At 65.6% G+C, this 13,129-nt stretch carries 22 protein-coding genes, 1 pseudogene and 1 riboswitch; of the genes and pseudogenes, 7 read left to right on the top strand and 16 right to left on the bottom strand.

From position 1 onward, the window contains the following. Positions 1-54 precede the first annotated feature (54 nt). Positions 55-687: a DUF2865 domain-containing protein gene (locus tag E2I15_RS36810; RefSeq protein ID WP_137476679.1), complete on the bottom strand. Its 633-nt coding sequence runs from the start codon at positions 685-687 to the stop codon at positions 55-57. Positions 688-808: 121 nt separating this feature from the next. Then, positions 809-1,639: a L,D-transpeptidase gene (locus tag E2I15_RS36805; protein ID WP_170991391.1), complete on the bottom strand. Its 831-nt coding sequence runs from the start codon at positions 1,637-1,639 to the stop codon at positions 809-811. A 227-nt stretch (positions 1,640-1,866) separates the two neighbouring features. Between E2I15_RS36805 and E2I15_RS36800 the strand changes: the two genes are divergently transcribed. The 4 genes from E2I15_RS36800 to E2I15_RS36785 all read left to right on the top strand — a co-directional run bounded on the left by E2I15_RS36800 (position 1,867) and on the right by E2I15_RS36785 (position 4,033). Beyond that, a complete protein-coding gene (locus E2I15_RS36800) occupies positions 1,867-2,979 on the top strand; it encodes an AI-2E family transporter (protein ID WP_137476676.1) in 1,113 nt (370 codons plus the stop codon). Positions 2,980-3,056: 77 nt separating this feature from the next. Beyond that, entirely contained in the window at positions 3,057-3,428 is a 372-nt protein-coding gene (locus tag E2I15_RS36795; protein ID WP_016842979.1) for an ElaB/YgaM/YqjD family protein, read from the top strand. A gap of 31 nt (positions 3,429-3,459) precedes the next feature. Continuing rightward, on the top strand, positions 3,460-3,618 hold the full coding sequence (locus tag E2I15_RS36790; protein ID WP_155262764.1) for a hypothetical protein: 159 nt from the start codon (positions 3,460-3,462) through the stop codon (positions 3,616-3,618). After that, the gene (locus E2I15_RS36785; RefSeq protein WP_137476675.1) at positions 3,596-4,033 is read left to right on the top strand and encodes a hypothetical protein; all 438 of its coding nucleotides are present in this window, start codon (positions 3,596-3,598) and stop codon (positions 4,031-4,033) included. Before E2I15_RS36790 ends, E2I15_RS36785 begins: the two co-directional genes overlap by 23 nt. Before the next feature lie 140 nt (positions 4,034-4,173). Here E2I15_RS36785 and E2I15_RS36780 read toward each other — a convergent pair whose 3' ends face one another. From E2I15_RS36780 to E2I15_RS36760, 6 genes are all read right to left on the bottom strand, one after another. Then, positions 4,174-4,569 (bottom strand): hypothetical protein, encoded by a 396-nt coding sequence (locus E2I15_RS36780; RefSeq protein WP_137476674.1) that lies wholly within the window; start codon positions 4,567-4,569, stop codon positions 4,174-4,176. A gap of 336 nt (positions 4,570-4,905) precedes the next feature. Beyond that, positions 4,906-5,079, bottom strand: a complete 174-nt coding sequence (locus tag E2I15_RS38970; protein ID WP_170991390.1) for a hypothetical protein — start codon at positions 5,077-5,079, stop codon at positions 4,906-4,908. 134 nt (positions 5,080-5,213) lie between these two features. Next, positions 5,214-5,396 carry a hypothetical protein gene (locus E2I15_RS36775; protein ID WP_016842983.1) on the bottom strand — a complete coding sequence of 61 codons (183 nt, stop codon included), beginning with the start codon at positions 5,394-5,396 and terminating at the stop codon, positions 5,214-5,216. Between the two features lie 83 nt (positions 5,397-5,479). Next, complete coding sequence (locus tag E2I15_RS36770; RefSeq protein WP_137476673.1) at positions 5,480-6,406, bottom strand: DMT family transporter; 927 nt, start codon at positions 6,404-6,406, stop codon at positions 5,480-5,482. A gap of 43 nt (positions 6,407-6,449) precedes the next feature. Then, complete coding sequence (locus tag E2I15_RS36765) at positions 6,450-7,130, bottom strand: transglutaminase-like domain-containing protein (RefSeq protein WP_137476672.1); 681 nt, start codon at positions 7,128-7,130, stop codon at positions 6,450-6,452. 172 nt (positions 7,131-7,302) lie between these two features. Next, positions 7,303-7,524: a hypothetical protein gene (locus E2I15_RS36760; RefSeq protein ID WP_016844392.1), complete on the bottom strand. Its 222-nt coding sequence runs from the start codon at positions 7,522-7,524 to the stop codon at positions 7,303-7,305. A gap of 196 nt (positions 7,525-7,720) precedes the next feature. Here E2I15_RS36760 and E2I15_RS36755 point away from each other — a divergent pair, with 196 nt between their 5' ends. Continuing rightward, complete coding sequence (locus E2I15_RS36755) at positions 7,721-7,975, top strand: hypothetical protein (protein ID WP_137476671.1); 255 nt, start codon at positions 7,721-7,723, stop codon at positions 7,973-7,975. Here E2I15_RS36755 and crcB read toward each other — a convergent pair. From crcB to E2I15_RS38960, 4 genes are all read right to left on the bottom strand, one after another. Next, positions 7,972-8,358, bottom strand: a complete 387-nt coding sequence (crcB, locus tag E2I15_RS36750) for a fluoride efflux transporter CrcB (RefSeq protein WP_246667899.1) — start codon at positions 8,356-8,358, stop codon at positions 7,972-7,974. The genes E2I15_RS36755 and crcB overlap by 4 nt on opposite strands. Then, entirely contained in the window at positions 8,355-8,528 is a 174-nt protein-coding gene (locus tag E2I15_RS36745) for a hypothetical protein (protein ID WP_155262763.1), read from the bottom strand. The genes crcB and E2I15_RS36745 overlap by 4 nt, the downstream gene beginning before the upstream one ends. Positions 8,529-8,596: 68 nt before the next feature. Beyond that, a riboswitch (Fluoride riboswitch) is annotated at positions 8,597-8,658 on the bottom strand. Between the two features lie 60 nt (positions 8,659-8,718). Then, on the bottom strand, positions 8,719-8,841 hold the full coding sequence (locus tag E2I15_RS39625) for a hypothetical protein (RefSeq protein ID WP_276486339.1): 123 nt from the start codon (positions 8,839-8,841) through the stop codon (positions 8,719-8,721). Between the two features lie 37 nt (positions 8,842-8,878). Beyond that, complete coding sequence (locus E2I15_RS38960) at positions 8,879-9,055, bottom strand: hypothetical protein (RefSeq protein ID WP_170991388.1); 177 nt, start codon at positions 9,053-9,055, stop codon at positions 8,879-8,881. Positions 9,056-9,233: 178 nt separating this feature from the next. Here E2I15_RS38960 and E2I15_RS36740 point away from each other — a divergent pair, with 178 nt between their 5' ends. After that, complete coding sequence (locus E2I15_RS36740) at positions 9,234-9,476, top strand: hypothetical protein (RefSeq protein ID WP_137476670.1); 243 nt, start codon at positions 9,234-9,236, stop codon at positions 9,474-9,476. 26 nt (positions 9,477-9,502) lie between these two features. Here the strand turns inward: E2I15_RS36740 and E2I15_RS36735 are convergent, their stop codons facing one another. From E2I15_RS36735 to E2I15_RS36725, 3 genes are all read right to left on the bottom strand, one after another. Next, positions 9,503-9,643 (bottom strand): hypothetical protein, encoded by a 141-nt coding sequence (locus E2I15_RS36735; protein WP_155262762.1) that lies wholly within the window; start codon positions 9,641-9,643, stop codon positions 9,503-9,505. Positions 9,644-9,701: 58 nt separating this feature from the next. Then, positions 9,702-10,583, bottom strand: a complete 882-nt coding sequence (locus E2I15_RS36730) for a DMT family transporter (protein WP_137476669.1) — start codon at positions 10,581-10,583, stop codon at positions 9,702-9,704. Between the two features lie 124 nt (positions 10,584-10,707). Beyond that, positions 10,708-11,430 (bottom strand): TetR/AcrR family transcriptional regulator, encoded by a 723-nt coding sequence (locus E2I15_RS36725; RefSeq protein ID WP_246667920.1) that lies wholly within the window; start codon positions 11,428-11,430, stop codon positions 10,708-10,710. A gap of 116 nt (positions 11,431-11,546) precedes the next feature. Here E2I15_RS36725 and E2I15_RS36720 point away from each other — a divergent pair, with 116 nt between their 5' ends. Then, positions 11,547-12,770, top strand: a complete 1,224-nt coding sequence (locus E2I15_RS36720; protein WP_137476667.1) for a cytochrome P450 — start codon at positions 11,547-11,549, stop codon at positions 12,768-12,770. 84 nt (positions 12,771-12,854) lie between these two features. On the opposite strand, the pseudogene E2I15_RS36715 reads toward E2I15_RS36720, so the two are convergent. Beyond that, positions 12,855-13,129: pseudogene (locus E2I15_RS36715) on the bottom strand (response regulator); the annotation flags it as partial.

The raw sequence follows: 13,129 nt of genomic DNA, 5'->3' as shown, positions 1-13,129 counted from the left end.
GGCGGGCCGGTTCCGCGCCGGGAACCGAAAGCGGCCGGCCGCGTGTGATCGACGCTACTCGCGTGCCACCACCGCCGGCCGGCCATATTTGGCGCGGATGCGATCCGGCGCCGGCGTGAAGTTGAGCTGCGCACCGCGCCGGTCCGGACGGCTCACCGACATCAGACCATCCTTGCCGGCGACGATGTCGCCCTTGCGCAAGGTTGGGTCGTCTTCAATCTTGATCGCCGCCAAGCCGACCGAGTCCTTGCCGTTGCAGGTGCAGCCCGAGACCATCTCGTCGCGATAGCGGAACGCGTTCGGCAGCTCGGAATACGGCTTGCCGTCTTCCGTCGCGGCGTTGTCGATACTGCCGCCATAGACCACTTCGGTCGCGCTCGCCGGGCAGAAGCTGTTGCAGCTTTCCGCCTTGCTCTGGTTGCCGGTCGCCGCAAGCGGGAAATAGCGGCCGTCGCAGGTCCGCACGCAATAGGCCTGGCCGACGTCATAGCGCGGACGGCGCTCGATCCGCGGCGCCATCGGCGCCGGGCCGTCGTCGAACGGCATCCGGATCACCGGCGGGCGGCCATGCATGAAGCCGCCGAACAGTTGCGAGAAGAAATCCTGAGCTTGCGCCGCAGGCGCAAGGGACAGGCCGAGCAATGCCGCCGTCCCGAACGCCCAGCGCCTCACGTGCCGTCTCACCATCACCGACCCCGGTACAATGCCGATCCCTGAAGCACGACGAGATTGGATCATCGTCGCGCTTCAGCTTGTTGTTCGTGCATGATCTTTTCGAAAAACCGCCTCGCACTTTTCCGGATCATGCTCAGTACAACGAGGAAGCCGTCGGGATGTTCATCGCCTGACGCCCGGAAGGCAGCGTCATCGCTGCGGGGCGCGGCCGCGCCGCGGCCGGGCGGACCGAAATCTGCGTCGTGGTCGGGCCGATCTCGCGCGCAGCGAGGTGCGGCGCGTTCTTCGGCAGCACCACGACCCTGGTGCCGACATCGACCCGGCTGAACAGGTCGGAAACGTCTTCATTGGTCAGGCGGATGCAGCCGGACGAGACGAACTTGCCGATCGTCGACGGATCGTTGGTGCCGTGGATGCGGTATTCACTGGAGCCGAGATACATCGCGCGCGCACCCAGCGGGTTGCCCGGGCCACCGGCCATGAAGCGCGGCAGATAGGGCTGGCGCCTGATCATCTCGGCCGGCGGATGCCAGTCCGGCCATTCCGCCTTGCGGCTGATGCTTTGCACGCCGGCCCAGGTGAAGCCTTCGCGGCCGACGCCGACGCCGTAGCGGATCGCCCGGCCGCCGCCGAGCACGTAATAAAGTGCGGTGTTGCCGGTATCGATGATGATGGTGCCGGGCGCCTCAGTCGTGTTGAGGGCGACGGTGGTCCGGCGCAGCCGCTCCGGCAGCGCGCCGTCCTCGCCGACCCCACTCGAAGGGTCGTTCATCACCTCGTCGGCGGGAAATGCGCCCGGTTGCGTCGACGCATAGCCGAGCGCGGAAGAGCGGACCTGGGCGCTGGCCGACGTGCTGACGACAAGCGGCGTCACCAACAGGACGCTGCCGATGGCAAGAGTGTGGGCAAGGGTGCGCGCGGCGCGCGACGCAAGCCGGCGGCTGGAAACAGACTGCTGTGTCATGTGCTGCCCCTGGACGGGATGCGCATCGTGGTGATGCGATGCCGGGCCAACGCGCATGGCCGCGAGTCAGTTCCGCCGCGAATCGTCGCGAGACCGCGATTGTCAACCCGTCACGTCTCACGAAGCCGCGATGGAACTTTTTCCGCAGCGATCAGTTGTCATCGCGCAATTCGGCGCGCGGGGCGACCACGCGACGGGTTTGTTCGTCCTCACGCGGGAGGAGTTCGGTGCGCGCCTTTCCGAGTGAAGACCTGCTTGGCAATGCGCCCGAAGGCACGCCCGTCCCCGACAGCAAAATCGAACTGCCGCCGGTTGTCAGCCGCGCCGAGGCCGTCGCCTTCGCATTGATCGCCCTGCTGGTCATTGTCGTTGTGGCGGTGCTCTATTTCGCACGCGCCTTCTTCCTCCCGATCACCATGGCTTTCATCGTCGGCACCATGCTGTCGCCGGCGGCGAGCATGCTCGAACGCTATCGGATCCCGCGCGCGCTCGGCGCGGTCGTCATCGTGATCGCGGTCGGCGCCGCCGTCAGCTTCATGGTCGGGCTGATCGCCTCGCCGGTGATGGAGTGGAGCACGCGGCTGCCCGAGCTCGGCGCGATCCTGAAGGAGAAGCTGCATGTGTTCGACCGGCCGCTCGCGCTGTGGCAGGAATTGCAGACCATGGTCGGCGGCTCCGATACGCTGGCCACGCTCCAGCTGCCGAAATTCGAGTGGGTGCAGCCGACGCTGGAATTCCTGTCGCCGACCTTCGCCGAATTCCTGCTGTTCATCGCGACCCTGATCCTGTTCATCGCAAGCTGGAAGGACCTGCGCCGCGCACTGGTGATGGCCTTCAGCGAACGCACGGCGCGGCTGCGTACGCTGCGCATCCTCAACGAGGTCGAGACCCATCTCGGCAATTATCTGTTGACGGTGACCATGATCAATGTCGGCGTCGGCATCGTCACCGGCGCGATCTGCGCGGCAACGGGCATGCCAAATCCGGCCGGGCTCGGTGCGCTCGCCGCGACGCTGAACTTCGTTCCGATCATCGGGCCGGTCGCAATGTTCGTCGTGCTGGTCGCGGTCGGCATCATCTCCGCTCCGACCATCGGCGCCGGGCTGATCGCGCCGGCATGTTTCGCGGTCGTGACCTTCCTGGAAGGACATTTCGTGACGCCGACGATCGTCGGCCGCAGGCTGTCGCTGAACGCGCTCGCGGTCTTTCTGGCGCTGGCGTTCTGGACCTGGCTGTGGGGTCCGATGGGCGCCTTCCTGTCGTCGCCGCTCTTGATCGTGGCGCTGATCGTCAAGGAGCATTTGATGCCGGTCAATTCGCCGCAGCTGCCGGAAGACTAGCCTTGGTTTCGTATCGGGAACCATGCACAGCGCGGCGCGTTTTTGTTCCAGCACGCAAGTTCTCCGGGAGCTTTTCGATGTCGAGCACGGACAGCGCATTTGGGATCAAGAACATGACGGACAAAGCGACCTACGAACGCCTTGAAAAGGATGTCACCGCCGTGAAAAACGATATCGCCGCCCTCACCGAACAGATCACCGACGCGCTGAACTCGTTTGCCAACAACGCGGGCAAGCAGGCCCGCCGCCGCTACAAGGATGCGCGCGCAAGTGCGGAAGATACGCTCGACGACATGTCGGAGCGCGGCAGCGCGATGATGGGCGCGGCGCAGGATGCCGCATCCTCGATCGAGGAATCGCTGGAAGATATGATCACGCAGCGGCCGCTGGCGACGGTCGGCCTTGCGCTCGGTCTCGGCTTCCTGATCGGCGTCACCTGGCGCCGCTAGGCAAATTGCGGTCTCCGGGGGGATGAGGCCCATGGTGGCGATCATGCGAAAACCACCGTTCTGGATGCGATGGCGGCGCTGGCGCGCCGCCGCCGCGTTTGTCGATGCGCTCTTCAGGGCAAGATTCAACGCAAGATTCAAGGCTAGAATCAAGGCAGGGCTGGTCGATGCTTCAGCGGCTGATCAATGACGTCAAGGATTCCACCGGCAACGCGCTGCGGCTGACGTCGCTGGCCGCGGCCGCCGCGATCGCGCTGTTCATCACCATCGCCTTTCTGTGCGCGGCCGCCTTCGTCTACGTGCTGCAGCATTACGGGCCGGTCGAAGCGTGCCTCGCCGGCGCCGCGCTGTTTCTTGTCGTTACGTTGATCGTCGCCAGCGTCTACGTCGTGCGCAAGCGCGAAATGCGCCGCCGCGCCGAGAAGGCGGCAAAGGCCGCTGCGGCCAATGTGTTCGCCGATCCGGTGGTGGTCGCGACCGGCCTGCAGATCGTGCGGGCCATCGGCGCGAAGCGGCTGATCCCGCTCCTGGCGGTGGGCGGCCTCGCGCTCGGCCTGATGGCAAGCCGCAGCGCCAGCAGCAGCGAGGCGGACGAGGAGGAATAGGACCGACCATCACCACGCACTGCTGTCATCGCCCGGCTGGACCCGGCGATCCAGTACGCCGCGGCCTATCAACCAACAACAACTGTCTCTGGAATACTGGATCGCCCGGTCAAGCGGGCGATGACATCGTGCAAGGGGTCTCAGGTCACGCAGCGGCCGGGCTGCAGCAGCTTGGCCACTTCGGTCAGCACGCTGACCACGGGCTCGCAGGCCACCTTGCGGGTGTCGCCGGGCCGGGCCCGAGCCGGCGCTGCTGCGGGGCGATGGCGCGCCTCTTCCCTGGCCATGGGGACGCGAACCAGCACCGACGTATCGGGAAGCCGCTCGACCTTCAGCGCAACAGTCCGGCTCGGCAGGCCGGTGACTTGAGCCGTGGCACGGTCGGTCTTGGCGGCGCGATTGACGGCGCTCTCCGGCGCCAATGCGGTGGTGACCTGCTGGCCGCCGATGAGATCGTGGCCAGATGCCAGCTGGACGGCGCCAAGCGTTAGCCCAGCCGCCAGCGCAGCGAAAATTCCCATCTGAATCTTTGACATGGTGATGTCCCTCGCCCCATGGAAATTCGCTCGACGATCCCTTGGCGATCCCGGACACAACGCGAACGAAACCCGCGGGGTTCTCGCGTCCAGCCATCACTTAACCGTGTACGAAAATATTTTCACTTGCCCGGAACGACTCAGGGGGTCTGCGAGTCTTTGGAAGAGCCGGTTATTCCCCCTGCCCCATTGACCGGCGACGTAGGGCGCGACCGTGGTGATGCCGGTCGCGCCCTGCTCTTTTTCTGGGATGCCGCGAACATATGTCAGCCGGCCTGTCGCTCACCGGTCGCAATCGAAAACCTGAAGCCAAAAGCCCGGTCCTGACCGTCCACGTCAGGCATTGTCGTTCGATGGTATGTCCTGGGATCGAACTACCGTCACTTCACGGCATGACGGGCAACGGCCGACGTGAAACTTGATTCCGGTGGTCTGGTCGTCGACGAGCATCAATTCGCTCAAGGGCTCACCGCATTTGCAGGTGATCGTTTTCTGATCGGCAAAGTACATCTGACATTCTCCATAAACTTGGAGATTTCTCGTCGTCGGGGCGAGCTCGTTTGCGCCGTGCTCGCCCCTCGCTTCCGCTCCTTCTCGTTCGGTCAGATCCGGGCCGTCCGGATGGTTGGTGTGGCTCCTGGCGCTTATTTCGAAGCGGATTGTGCCTTCCGTGACTCCGCGGCTTCGCGCGCCTGCCGCTCGGCCTTGAGGCGCTGGAAGTTGTCGTAGAACGCCTTCTCGTTGGCGCGATGCTCCTTCATCGCCTGCGATGCGTCTTGCTGACGCTGCGCATCACGGTCCTTGCGCTGCTGGGGAGTAAGATTCATACGACCTCCGACTAAGCTCTTGAATCAACGCTGGATTCAACGCACGAGGCCGGAAAAGGTTGCACCTTGGGAAGGAACTGGGTCTATTTGCGCAGGCTCGCCCAGACGCCGCCGAGGATCAAAAGACCGCCAACCAAATGGATCAGCTTCGGCGGCTCGCCGAGGATGATCCAGGACAGCAGCGCACTTGCGACCGGTGCGACGTAGAGCACCAGCGAGCTCCGCACCGAGCCGAATCTCGCGCCGAGCCAGGCGAAGCCCGCATAGGCGATCAGGCCGGGCACGAGGCCGGCGAAGACGTAGGCCTCGAACGCCCGGGTGTTGAACACCTCCGCCGGCGCAGCCCACATTTCCTGCAGCGCCGGCGGCAGCGAGCACAGCGCGCCGGCCGCCGAGAACAGGCTGACCCGCGCCAGCAGCGAGGCGCGCGGCGCGACGCGCGACTGCAGCAGCGTGTAGCCGGACCAGCCGAGCATCGCGCACACCACGAGGAGATCGCCCCAGGCTGCGCTCGATTGCGTCAGCGTTTCCAGATGACCGCCCGAGACGATCAGGAGCGCGCCGCCGAGCGCCAGCGCCGTGCCGAGCCATTGCAGCGGACCGATATGCTCGATGCCGAGCGCCGCCGAGATCAGCAGCACCATGATCGGCGACAGCGCGAAGATCAGCGCGATGTGGATCGCCGTGGTCGTGATGCCGGCGATGTAGACCGGGGCGCCGCACAGGAACATGCCGAGGAACCCGGCGGCGAGGATCGGCCAGAGGTTCTGCGCCAGCGGGATCTTGCCGTCGCGGATCGCTGCGATCGCAAACGGCGCGAGGCCGATGGCGATGATGCTCCAGCGGAAGAAGGCCAGCGAAAACGGCGGCACCGAGCCGGCAAGCCCGCGCGCCAGAACCTGGTTGGAGGCCTGCCCGACCGCGACCAGGATGAATCCGGTGAGCGCGACCGCGTCCTCCCAGCCTTTGGCGGGGCGGCTGACCTGCGCTTTCGGCGGCTCCGCATCCATGACACCGCCCCCTCAGCCGGCGCGCGATCGGCTCACACGTCCGCTATTGCTCGGCCGCCTCGCGCTCCATGTCGCGGCCGGCGAGATCCTCGCCCTGCATGTTGGCGTATTCGCGCGCCATCTCGCGCATCAGGAATTTGGCGGGGACGTCGTGATAGCTGCCGTGATCGTTGACATACTGCATGTAGGCGCGCCCTTCGCCGTCGAAGGGATGCAGCAGCGCGTCGGCGTGGCCGTCGAAATCGAGCGGCTTGACGCCGAGCTTGGCGCACAGCGTGTCGTTGAAGGTCGGGGTCGCCTTGCGCCAGGCGCCGTCGACGAACACTTCGGTGAAGCCGTGCCAGGTGAACAGGTCCGAGCCCATGCTCTGGCGCAGCTTCTCGGTGGTGAGATGGTTGCGCACGTCGGCGAAGCCGACACGCGCCGGGATGCCGTGGACCCGGCAGGCCGCGGCATAGAGCGCCGCCTTGCCGACGCAGTAGCCGTTGCCGGCGGCGAGCACGCTCGAGGCCCGGTAGCTCTCGGGCGTGCGCATGCTGACATAGGGGTTGTAGCGGATGCCGTCCCGCACTGCGGTATAGAGCCGGCGCGCCTTGTCGCGCGCGCTGGCGTCAGACGGAACGGCGGCGCGGGCGAACGCCTCGACGGCGGGATGGTCGCTGTCGACATATTCGCCAGGGTCGGTGTAGAGGCGGCTGATCGTATCGGGAAGATGCTCGGTCATGGCATAAGTTTAGCAAGCCATCTGCGCAGTTCAATGCAGCAGGTGCGGCCCTCCCGCAGCCCTGCCCCGCCAGAGCCTCGTCCGTTCCAATTGGATCGGAACGGGGTCTCTTGATTTTGGTTTTGACGCGTTTTCTTCACGCGAACCGGTGCCCACTTCGCTCGAAAACGCGCTAGTTCTCGAAGTGTTCGTCCAACCGCGGTGACGGGTAGCTGCGCCGCTTCGCCTTGAAATATTGGCGTGCGAAATGGATGCCGATCCCGATCAGGAACGGCGGCGCGAGCGCGGCGGCGATCATCAGCGCGGTGATCGACTTCGGCGTCACGATGTCCAGCACCATCGACGCCAGCAGCCACAGCGTGGCAGCAATCACCGCGACGTCGACGTGCTTCATTCCCGGTCTTTCCCTTGGTCCCTGGCTACCATCCGGGTTCCATCCTACCGGCTGGCCCCGGACGCGCCAAGGATTCCGGGCGGCAGACGGCACCTCGGGCCCTTCACTTTTTTGGAACGGCGCTTGTTTGGAACGGCGCCTGCGCGGGCCACGTTCATCCAGATCGAACCTTGATCAACCGAGCACGGAGGCCGCGATGGGCAACTCCAGTGACATCCACAGCGGCGTCGACCGTCCCGCCAGCCGGAACGGCGTCAACGATCCCGTCGGCGGGGTCGATGTGAAGCGAACCTTCGACGACAACCAGACGCCGCATGAACGCGCGCAATGGGCCGCCGATGTGCGTGCCGACCCCTCGCCTCGGCGGGACGAACCGTTCCTGCCCGAAGCGCTGCGACGGCCGCCGACCGCGCCGCTCAATCCACGCACCGGCCGCCGTTCAACTGACTAGGCTGTGAACGCCCGCACCAGCAGCAGCCCGCCGAACAGCGAGAGAATCGAGAGCGCGACGGAGGCTGCGATATAGGCGCCGGCCGCCCATAGCTCGCCGCGCTGTATCAGCACGATCGCGTCGAGCGAGAAGGTCGAGAAGGTGGTGAAGCCGCCGCAAATGCCGACGGTAAGAAACACCCGCGTCACCTGGCCGGCATTCCAGCTCAGCGCGAACGACTCCGCAAAAACGCCGATCAGGAACGAACCCACGATATTGATCACCACCGTGCCCCAAGGGAATTCCGTGCCGACCAGGCGCCCCGCGCCGATCGCCACCAGATAGCGCGCGACCGATCCCAGCGAACCGCCGATCGCGACCGCCGCCAACAACTGAACGTTCAATGCTCCGCCTTTCCGGCTCGCCATTCGACGAAGCCCGCCACCAACCCAAGCACGAAGGTCGCGGCGACCAGCTCGCCCGACGCGTCGACCAGCAAGGCGGCGACACCGACGAGCCAGATCGACCCGACCAGCGACAATGCGATTGAGAGTGAACCAGGAAGACCCGTCATGTGCTGTCCCTTCTCATTCGCGGGACACGGCGGATCGGCGGTGGCGCATGCTCCTACCGACGCTGTCGCGCCCGGTAGGAGTCATCAGCCTCGCGGCGGTTATCGGGGGGACTCCATCCCCATCAACATGGCGATGGTAAGGGAGCGGAGCGGCAGGAGCAAGTGGGCGCCCGCCGTTTCGCTTCTCGGCTTAGCTGGTGGTCGACAGCATCGCGTTCAGCTCGACGGCTGTCCGAAGCTGCTCGATGCGCGCGACAACCTGCTCGCGCTCAGCTCCGCGCGGCAATTCAGCGAGCCGGCGTTCAAGTCGCACGCGATGTTCCTCGAGGCGCTGCTCGAATGTGTGGGGTTCAGATCGCTTCCGCTTTTGAATCGTCCTCTGCATTATCGACCTTTGGCGGTTGAAGACCGGGGCTGTTGGCCCAGCGGTCCAGTTGCTCGATGACTTTCGCGTGGCTCGGGCGCCGCGGTTTCGGGGCTTCCGGCTCCTCGGATAGCTTGCGGGGAAGCTTGACTTGGTTGGCCATGGCATCTCTCCAGCATCATAACGAGACGAGCCGCCTGATCGTTCCCTTTTTTTTACATAAGCCTTTGATTTTATTTGATAATCCTACTAAATCAGCGTCTTTGCCTCAACCGATGGAACCCAACGCGAGTTGGGCGGTTTAGCAAGTTACTCAACAAGCTAAGTCCGGGTGTTTTGCGATGAATGAGCTTCGCGCTGAACGTCTTCAGGTCATGCTGTCGCCGGAGGAGTTGGCAGCCCTCGACGACTTCCGCTTCAAGCACCGCATGCCGACCCGCGCTGCGGCGGTCCGCGAACTGCTCAAGCTCGGTCTGGCCGGCGTCGGCACCGATGGGGCGGCAGGGGTGAAATCGAGCGATTATGGGGTGTTCAACCGGGGGCCCGATGGGCACACCCAGAGCGACGCGTCGCCGGAGGATTGACGACGCGTTGGCGTTGATGTGGCGGTTCAGCCCGCGGCGAACAGGTCCACAATCGACTTCAGGATGCACACCACGAGGGCCGACGCGAACATCGCCGTACCGAGATCTGCGAGATAAAGCAGTTGCGCCCTCTGCTCCGCGTCAAGCCGCGCGATCGCTTTGCGCATGGCCAAGCTCCCTTTTTCGGGAGAACGCGATGCGCCGATGTCCGTTCCCTCTCTTGCGTCAGGTCCGCTGCAGCGCCAGCGTCACGCCGCCGAGCGTCAGCGCCATGGCGCCGATCTCGCGCAGGCCCAGCGGCTCACCGAGAATGATCGCGGCCGATACCACGCCGATGACCGGCACCAGCAGCATACCCGTTGACGCCGATGTCGGCGGCAGGCGGCGCAGCGTCTCGAACCAGGTGAGATAACAGATGCCCATCGGCATCAGCGTCATGTAGGCAAAGCAGCCGAGGCCGAGCGGCGTGATCGCGGCATAGTTCGGGTGCTCGAAGAGAATGCCGAGCAGGAGCATCACGAGACAGCCTATGCCGACCTGCCAGGCCACCACCGCGAGCGGCGACATCGGCAGCGGCTTGCGATTCAGCACATTGCCGAGCGCGAACAGGATGGCGCAGGCGAGCGCCAGCGCGATACCGGTCAGCTTGTCGGCGCTGAACACAAAGCCGTTGCCGCCGAGCAACAGCGCAACGCCGGCGACGCCCAGCACCAGCGCCGCAAGATCCCGCAGCGTCGGGCGGCAGTGCAGCACCGGCCAGGCGAACAGCATCGCCCAGATCGGCATCGTGTAGGCGAGCAGCGCGCCCTCGCCGACCGTGACGAATTTCATTGCGATGGTGCCAAAGCCCATCCAGGCAAAGACATTGGTGAAGGAAGCGAACAGCAACCGCGGGATCGCCTCGCGCGGCACGGCGAGCGACTGGCCGCGGGCCAGCGCCAGCGTGCCCAGGATCACCGCCGCGCAGGTGCCGGCAAGCCCGCGGGCGAACAGCGGCGGCCATTGCTGCAGCAACAGCTTCATCAGCGGCCAGTTCAGGGCCCAGCCGAACGCCGTCACCACCAGGCAGAGAAAGCCCACCGTTCTATCGCGCTGCGTCGTATCCATGGGCCGCGCTTAGCAGGCGAAGGCGCGGGATTCCACATCGCTTCGCGGATGAGGGGCACCTCGCGTATGCAGGGGCGCGTGGCATGCGCGAATAACCGGGCGTGGACCTTCGGACACCGCGCCGTCAGGCGAAGGTGCCGATCGTGACCCGCGGCCAGCCGTCGCTTTTCCGCGCGGCGGCAAGCCTCGCCGTCCAGGCATCGATCAGGCTTGCGATGAGCAGGCGGCCGGTGCCGCGCATGTCGGGCAGTTTCATGGTCGGCGTGCCGAGCGTCAGCGCGACCACGCCGTGGGTCGCCGCCAGCAGCGCGGTCGCGAGCCGCTGCGACAGGCCGGGCGCCGGCTCGGCGCCATGTGCCGCCAGAAATTCCCGCACCGAGATCACGAACAAGTCGTAGCTGCGGCGCGCGATCTCGGTCTCGCCGAAATAGACGCCGTCGGGAAAACGGCGGTCCTCGATCGTACCGGACATCGAGAACAGTGAGCGGAAGTGATCGGGATTGTCGGCCCAGTAATCGAGATAGGTTTCCATCACGCGCCGCAGCCGCAGATCGCGGTCGGCCGTCTCCGCGCGGACCCGCTCGAGGCGTTCGGCGACCGCCTCGAGGTTCTGCTGCTTCACCGCGAGCAGCAGCAGCAGCTTGGTCGGGTAATATTTGAGGACGGTGCCCTTCGAGTAGCCGATCGCGTCGGCGATCTTCTGGATCGACACGGTCTCCAGCGTGCCGGCGGCGAACTCCTTGCGCGCGGTCTCGAGGATCAGCGCCTTCAGCGCCGCCTTGTCGGCCTCCTGGCGCGCCCTGCGCTGAAAGCGCCGTGCGCCTTTGGCTCGCTCCACGATCAACATCCCCATCTGCCTTGCGCCTCCATGCCGCGCACCCGCCCCGATGGCAACCCCCGCCCTTGCAATATGCAAGTTAATTGACTATGGTCAATTAACTTGTGACAAGATGGGAGGATCCGATGAGCACCCATGTGAGTCCCCCTGCGAGCTCCCTTGCAGGCGAAATTGTCCGCAGCGATTTCGATCCGTTCAGCCCGTCGACGCGGGCCGATCCCTACGGCACCTATGCGGAGCTGCGCGCCGCGGCGCCGGTCGTCCGCCTGACCAGATATGACATCTGGGCGGTGCCGCGCTTTGCCGAGGTCAAGACGATCTTCGGAGACCATGTCAATTTCAGCAACGCCGGCGGCGCGGGACTTGCGAACCACTTCAAGGAAAAGCCGTGGCGGCCGCCGAGCATCGTGCTGGAAGCCGATCCGCCGCTGCACACCCGAACCCGCGCGGTGCTGGCGCGGATCCTCTCGCCCGGCGCGATGCGGCGGCTTGCCGATGATTTCAAGGCGATGGCGATGCGGCTGGTCGACGGGCTGGTCGAGCGCGGATCGTTTGACGCCATCAAGGATATCGCCGAGGTGTTTCCGGTCAGCGTGTTTCCCGACGCGCTCGGCATCGACCAGGAGGGCCGCGAGAACTTCCTGACCTATGGCGCGATGGTGTTCGCCGGCTTCGGGCCCGAGAACGACTATTTCCGCGATTTGATGCAGCAGGCGCCCCGCGTGCTGCCCTGGGTCGCGGCGCGCTGCCAGCGCGAGGCGCTGCGCCCGGGCAGTTTTGGCGCGCAGGTCTACGAGGCGGCCGACGCTGGGGAGATCAGCGCGGAGGAAGCGCCATTGCTGGTGCGTTCGCTGCTCTCGGCCGGGCTCGACACCACGATCAGCGCGATCGGCATGGCGCTGTACACGCTTGCGCGCCATCCCGAGCAATGGTCGCTGCTTGCTGCCGATCCGTCGTTGTCGCGCGCGGCATTCGACGAGACCCTGCGCTTCGATTCACCGGCGCCGTTCGTGTTCCGCACCACGCCGCATGACACCGAGATCGCAGGCGTCAGGATCGGCAAGCATGAGAAGGTGCTGCTGTTGCTCGCCTCCGCCAACCGCGACGAGACGCGCTGGGAGCACGCCGACCAATTCGACGTCAGACGGCGGCTCTCCGGACACATGGGCTTCGGCGTCGGCATCCACGGCTGTGTCGGGCAGATGGTGGCGCGGCTGGAGGCCGAGGCCGTGATCACGGCGCTCGCCGGCCGCGTCAAGCAGTTCGAGATTGCAGGCCCCACCGCCTTCCGCGACAGCTCGGGCCTGCGGGCGCTCGGCACAATGCCGGTCCGCGTGATGCCGAAGTAACGTCGCTAGCGAAGGTCTGCTCAAAAAAAACCGGCGTACCTTTCGGCACGCCGGTCTGGATTTTGCCGCTTGCGTAAGTTCAGCTCATGCCGATGCCGCGCGCGGCGTGCGGTTGCGCGAGTTGCGCTGGAAGAACAGCGCCTGGCTCGCCACCGCCGACACCATCGCCGGCTGGAACGGCTTTGAGATCAGGAACGCCGGCTCCGGCCGCTCGCCGGTCAGGAAGCGCTCGGGATAGGCGGTGATGAACACCACCGGCACCTCGAAGGTCCGCAGCAGCTCGTTGACGGCATCGAGGCCCGACGAGCCGTCGGCGAGCTGGATGTCGGCGAGGATCAGGCCGGGCTTCTTGTTCTTGG

The sequence above is a fragment of the Bradyrhizobium sp. BR2003 genome (genome assembly GCF_009720285.1).
In the GTDB taxonomy this organism is placed as follows: Bacteria; Pseudomonadota; Alphaproteobacteria; order Rhizobiales; family Xanthobacteraceae; genus Bradyrhizobium; species Bradyrhizobium elkanii.
This window is presented reverse-complemented; position numbering and strand designations above follow the sequence as displayed.

Excerpts from the sequence above, each read along its gene's own strand:
- E2I15_RS38970 (WP_170991390.1), bottom strand. The coding sequence starts at position 5,079 with ATGTACTTTGCCGATCAGAAAACGATCACCTGCAAATGCGGTGAGCCC.
- E2I15_RS36735 (WP_155262762.1), bottom strand. The coding sequence starts at position 9,643 with ATGCGCAAAGCGATCGCGCGGCTTGACGCGGAGCAGAGGGCGCAACTG.
- E2I15_RS36805 (WP_170991391.1), bottom strand. The coding sequence starts at position 1,639 with ATGACACAGCAGTCTGTTTCCAGCCGCCGGCTTGCGTCGCGCGCCGCG.
- E2I15_RS36795 (WP_016842979.1), top strand. The coding sequence starts at position 3,057 with ATGTCGAGCACGGACAGCGCATTTGGGATCAAGAACATGACGGACAAA.
- E2I15_RS36780 (WP_137476674.1), bottom strand. The coding sequence starts at position 4,569 with ATGTCAAAGATTCAGATGGGAATTTTCGCTGCGCTGGCGGCTGGGCTA.
- E2I15_RS36790 (WP_155262764.1), top strand. The coding sequence starts at position 3,460 with ATGGTGGCGATCATGCGAAAACCACCGTTCTGGATGCGATGGCGGCGC.
- E2I15_RS36785 (WP_137476675.1), top strand. The coding sequence starts at position 3,596 with ATGCTTCAGCGGCTGATCAATGACGTCAAGGATTCCACCGGCAACGCG.
- E2I15_RS36810 (WP_137476679.1), bottom strand. The coding sequence starts at position 687 with ATGGTGAGACGGCACGTGAGGCGCTGGGCGTTCGGGACGGCGGCATTG.
- E2I15_RS36720 (WP_137476667.1), top strand. The coding sequence starts at position 11,547 with ATGAGCACCCATGTGAGTCCCCCTGCGAGCTCCCTTGCAGGCGAAATT.
- E2I15_RS36775 (WP_016842983.1), bottom strand. The coding sequence starts at position 5,396 with ATGAATCTTACTCCCCAGCAGCGCAAGGACCGTGATGCGCAGCGTCAG.
- E2I15_RS36730 (WP_137476669.1), bottom strand. The coding sequence starts at position 10,583 with ATGGATACGACGCAGCGCGATAGAACGGTGGGCTTTCTCTGCCTGGTG.
- E2I15_RS36755 (WP_137476671.1), top strand. The coding sequence starts at position 7,721 with ATGGGCAACTCCAGTGACATCCACAGCGGCGTCGACCGTCCCGCCAGC.
- E2I15_RS36740 (WP_137476670.1), top strand. The coding sequence starts at position 9,234 with ATGAATGAGCTTCGCGCTGAACGTCTTCAGGTCATGCTGTCGCCGGAG.
- E2I15_RS36765 (WP_137476672.1), bottom strand. The coding sequence starts at position 7,130 with ATGACCGAGCATCTTCCCGATACGATCAGCCGCCTCTACACCGACCCT.
- E2I15_RS36725 (WP_246667920.1), bottom strand. The coding sequence starts at position 11,430 with ATGTTGATCGTGGAGCGAGCCAAAGGCGCACGGCGCTTTCAGCGCAGG.
- E2I15_RS36770 (WP_137476673.1), bottom strand. The coding sequence starts at position 6,406 with ATGGATGCGGAGCCGCCGAAAGCGCAGGTCAGCCGCCCCGCCAAAGGC.
- E2I15_RS36760 (WP_016844392.1), bottom strand. The coding sequence starts at position 7,524 with ATGAAGCACGTCGACGTCGCGGTGATTGCTGCCACGCTGTGGCTGCTG.
- E2I15_RS38960 (WP_170991388.1), bottom strand. The coding sequence starts at position 9,055 with ATGGCCAACCAAGTCAAGCTTCCCCGCAAGCTATCCGAGGAGCCGGAA.
- E2I15_RS36745 (WP_155262763.1), bottom strand. The coding sequence starts at position 8,528 with ATGACGGGTCTTCCTGGTTCACTCTCAATCGCATTGTCGCTGGTCGGG.